Source organism: Stenotrophomonas sp. AS012628 (assembly GCF_010608305.1).
Lineage (GTDB): Bacteria > Pseudomonadota > Gammaproteobacteria > Xanthomonadales > Xanthomonadaceae > Stenotrophomonas > Stenotrophomonas geniculata.
The window spans coordinates 1-4,413 of the sequence record NZ_VMBJ01000089.1 but is presented as its reverse complement, the minus strand read 5'-3'; the positions used below and the strand labels follow the sequence as shown (position 1 = coordinate 4,413).

Below are 4,413 nucleotides of genomic sequence, written 5' to 3'. Positions count from 1 at the left end.
CCCGGGGGTCACTTCATGGATGGGTTTACGGCGTCTCCCGCCACCGGACCCACCCCGCCAACCCTCAGGAAGCCAGCTCTTGCTGTTGCTTGTGCTCTGGCCTCTGCAGGTGCAGGGCTGCAAGCCCTGCCAAACCACCCTCAACCTTCGCAGTTGGCGAACACGTCGCGATCGCGCTCGTACAGCGCCGTCTTCACCTGCATCAGCCCCAGCACCGACGGGAACAGGTTGTCGTGGTCGGTATAGGCCGCCGAACGCCTGCGCACGCATTGCAGGTCCAGCCCGCGGCTGCTGGCGAAGCCCGGCGAGAACCACATCGTCATCGGCACCCGGGTCTGCTCGGCCGGGGCGATGGCGTAAGGCACGCCGTGCAGGAACAGGCCCTTCTCGCCCAGCGACTCGCCGTGGTCGGACAGGTAGATCATCGCCGTGTCGTAGTCCTGCATGCCCTGCAGCGTGCCGATGGTCTTGCTCAGGAAGTGATCGGTGTACAGCACGGCGTTGTCGTAGCTGTTGGTGATCTCTTCGCGCGAGCAGCGGCCGATGTCACGGGTATCGCAGGTTGGCTTGAAGCGGGCGAAGGCGGCCGGATAGCGCTCGAAATAGGCCGGGCCATGGTTGCCCAGCTGGTGCAGCACCACCACGCGGTCGCCGGACTTGGCACGCACCTGGGTGGCCAGGTCCTGCAGCAGGATCTCGTCCATGCAGCGGCCGTCGGCGCACAGGCCCGGGGTGGTCGCATCGGACAGCGACTGGAACTCCAGGCCTTCGCACACGCCCTTGCATCCGGACTGGTTGTCACGCCACAACGGTGCGATGCCGGCACGGTTCAATACGTGCAGCAGCGACTGGTGTGCACGGATCTTCTTCTCGTCGTAGTCGTGACGGCCCCATGGCGAGAACAGGCACGGCAGCGAAACCTCGGTGCTGGTGCCGCACGAATGCATATCCGGGAAATTGACCACACTGGCCTGGGCCAGTTCCGGGGTGGTGTTGCGGCCACCGTTGAGGCCCCAGTTCTGTGCGCGCACGGTTTCGCCCATGACGATCACCAGCAGGCGCGGCTTGCTGGCAGGTGCACGCGGGGTGGCCTTGGCATCGGTACCGATCGGCAGCTTCGGCGCGCGCTGCACCGGGTTGTCGCCACGCAGTGCGCGTGGCATGCCCAGCAGCACGTTGGCCGGGGTGGCGAGGTAACGCACTTCGCGCTGGTTGCGCATCAGTGCCGAGATATCCTGGAACGAGATCAATGCGCCGCCTACCGCGGTCACTGCCGCCACCACCAGGAAGCCGACGCGCCAGAGCAGGCTGCGACCCCAGCTGCGACGGCGCAGCTGCACGCGCCACAGCACGATCATCGGCAACACCGCCAGCAACAGCACCGGCCACACCAGCGACACGGTCATCAGCTCGCGGCTTTCCTTGGGATCGGTCGCCAGCACGTTGCGCAACATGTCCGCATCCAGGTAGATGTGGTAACGGCTCATGTAGTGCGCGGCGAATGCGGTCACCAGCAGCAACAGGCTGATCACCACCCTGGCGTTCCAGCGCCAGACCAGGATGCCCAGCAGCACGCCGTGCGCACCCAGCAGCAACAGCAGCAGCGACAGCGCGTAGCGCAGGCTGCCCGGATGGCTGGCCATCGCGCTGTGCCAGAACAGGCCGTTGCCGGCCACCGCGAAGAACAGGCTGGTCAGTGCGATCAGTGCTTCGGTGGACAGCTGCGGCCGCCAACGGCGAAGGTTTGCCAACGCGGGAAGGCGGGCGGGGCGTTGGACCGATGCACTCATGCGTTTGCCTCCTGGCGGTGGGGACGGTCGAGCTGACGACGTGCCAGGACGCGTTTGACGATCAGATACAGGCCCAGCGAAAGCAGCCAGCAGATCAACGCAGTAGCAACGTCATGCGAAAGGAAATGCGCACCCCGCAGCTGCTGGCTGATGCCGAACACCAGGCCGGTGGCAAGGCCGATCCACAACCCGGCCCAGCGCCATGAAGGGCGCCACAGCAAGGCAAAAAAGTACAGGGACAACCATGCATAACCCGCGCTGGCGTGGCCCGCCGGGAAGCAGGCCTGCGCGGCCATGCCTGCGGGGCGCGCCGTGAAAAGCCCGATGAAAGGCTGGTGGCCGCCGTAGCGCAGCAGGTCCCAGGGGCATTCCATCGGCACCAGCGACTTCAGCAGGGAGATCACACCCGTGCCCAGAGCCATGGCAATTACGACATAAAGCAGCGCCCACCGCAGGGTGCGATCGCGACCCTTCCGCCAGTGGTGGAAGCACAGCAGGATCGCCACGAGGGCAGCAGCCGTGCTCAGCCACTTGCCAGCCTTGTGCACAAGCGTGCGGGTGACCCAGGCGTCCTGCAGCGCCCAGTGGCCCCCCTCAAGGCGGAACAGATGATCGGCCACCCATTGGTCGCCGCCGAAACCCATCAGCAGCGTAAACAACGGCAGACCGATTGCGACAGGCAGCCAGAGGTGAGTTACGGCAAATCGTGACGCCAGTGGCGATGTCGCAAGCGGCGCTACCGCATCAAGGGGACGGACGGGCATGCTGGGAAAGGGCGGTTCGGGAATCCGCGGTCATGCTCGTCACCTGGATGTCGGAGAAGGGTCGGACGCTCGTTCGTGCCGGGTTAATGTTTGCCCGGCGCGTGCCAACGTTCAGTCTTCTTCGGCGGTCGATCCTGTCCGCTCGGCGTGGCACTCCGGGTTCCATGCGGTACCGGGAAGCAATTGCCAACGATTCCTGTTGGCAACACCGATATCGATCACTTTGCTCGGATCCACGCACGGGCTCATCGCATCATCCAGCACCAGCAGCCAGCGCTTGTCCGGTGCTTCGGCCAGCCACGGGCCGGCATCGTGCCATTGCTCGGCCCAAGGGCGCTTGAAGCCGAATTCGCGCACCGGCCGGTCGGCCTGCAGCAGGTTCTGCTCGCGCCAGGCCACCAGCGCCAGTTCGGCGTCGGGACCGATCCGCGCACCCACCCGGCGCATCAGTGCGGATGCCGAGGCGAAGGGGTCCAGTGCAGGCATCAGCACCAGGCCATAGAGCATCCACAGCATGCCGTGGGTCAGCAGCACCAGCGTCGCGGCACGACGTACCCGCAGCCACACGATCAGCGTGGCCAGGGCAATGGCGAAGGTCAGCAGGCCATCGCCCAGCACCGGCAGCAACGTATCGGGCATGGCGCGGCGTTCCAGTTGCGCCAACGCCCACGGGTGCTCGGTCATCAGCATCACGCCGAGTACGCCGGTGGCCAGCATCAGCACCACGCTGTAGCCGAACAGGTAGCGGCGCACGCACAGGCGGCGCAACAGGCCGGGCAGCAGCGGCGCCACGGCCAGTGCCATTGCTGGCAGCATCGGCAACAGGTACACCTCACGCTTGCCTGGGCTGGCGCTGAAGAACACCAGCACCAGCACCGCCCAGCCCAGCAGCAGCCACTGGCGGCGGTCGCCTCGGCGGATACGGCGCCACCAGGGCTTGAACAGCATCGGCAGCAGCAGGCTGCCCGGCAGCCATAGGGTCAGGATCACCTGCAGGTAGTACCAGGCGGGCTGCCGGTGGTGCCAGGCATTGGCGTAACGGGTACCGGTCTGCTTGAACAACAGCTCATGCGCGTAGGCCTGCAGTTCGGCCGTGGGCGTGTGCAGCAGGGCCCAGCCCAGCGGCGCCAGCCACACCCCGACACCCAGCAGGAAGGCCGGGATCAGCCACAGCAGCGTTGCCGGGTGCGGACCCTCCACGCGATACCCGCGACGGCGCTGGTACAGCCACCAGCCGAACCAGGGCAGCACCATCAGCAACGGCAGGAAGCCCACGCCCTTGGTCACGGTACCCACGCCGGCGGCAAAGCCGGCCAGCCACAGGGCGGGCAGATTGCGGCGTTCGCACAGGTGGCGCATCAGGCCCCACAGGGCCACGGTGGTCATGCCCACCAGCACCATGTCGATCTGCGCGCGCTTGGCCATCAGCCCGAACTGCAGGGTGCAGAACAGCGCCGCGAGGGCATAGATGGAATGCCGCGGTGACCACAGCCGCCGTGCCAGATCCGACACCAGCCACAGACTCAGCAGGGCGCCCAGCAATGACGGCAGCAGGAACGACCACTGCCAGCTGCCGACCACCTCGTAAGCGGCCGCCTGCAGCCACATGAACACCGGTGGTTTCTCGGCATACAGCTCGCTGCCACGATGCGGCAGCAGCCATTGCCCGCTCTCGACCATGGTTCGCGCGGCCAGCACGAAACGCGGTTCGTCCGGTGGCTGCGGCTGCCGAAGGCCGATGCCCGCTGCCAACGCAGCAATGATCAGCAGCCACAACAGGGGCAGGCGCCAACGGCGGGGCAGGGCTACGGGCACGGCAGGCTCCGGGAGCAAAACGGCCATTCTGAGGTGGCGGGGGT

The 4,413-nt window shown here is 66.5% G+C and carries 3 protein-coding genes; all 3 read right to left on the bottom strand.

All coding sequences use genetic code 11. The annotated features are described in order from the left end of the window. Positions 1-140: 140 nt before the first annotated feature. Complete coding sequence (locus G5A07_RS21015; protein ID WP_191863952.1) at positions 141-1,790, bottom strand: phosphoethanolamine--lipid A transferase; 1,650 nt, start codon at positions 1,788-1,790, stop codon at positions 141-143. Further along, positions 1,787-2,554, bottom strand: coding sequence for a phosphatase PAP2 family protein (locus G5A07_RS21010; protein WP_029379842.1), 768 nt, complete (start codon positions 2,552-2,554; stop codon positions 1,787-1,789). Before G5A07_RS21010 ends, G5A07_RS21015 begins: the two co-directional genes overlap by 4 nt. Positions 2,555-2,665: 111 nt before the next feature. Then, positions 2,666-4,369 carry a glycosyltransferase family 39 protein gene (locus G5A07_RS21005; protein ID WP_049435289.1) on the bottom strand — a complete coding sequence of 568 codons (1,704 nt, stop codon included), beginning with the start codon at positions 4,367-4,369 and terminating at the stop codon, positions 2,666-2,668. Positions 4,370-4,413: the final 44 nt, after the last annotated feature.

What these genes read in the sequence shown, in the direction of transcription:
- G5A07_RS21015 (WP_191863952.1), bottom strand. Translation starts at nt 1,790, where the DNA reads ATGAGTGCATCGGTCCAACGCCCCGCCCGCCTTCCCGCGTTGGCAAAC.
- G5A07_RS21010 (WP_029379842.1), bottom strand. Translation starts at nt 2,554, where the DNA reads ATGCCCGTCCGTCCCCTTGATGCGGTAGCGCCGCTTGCGACATCGCCA.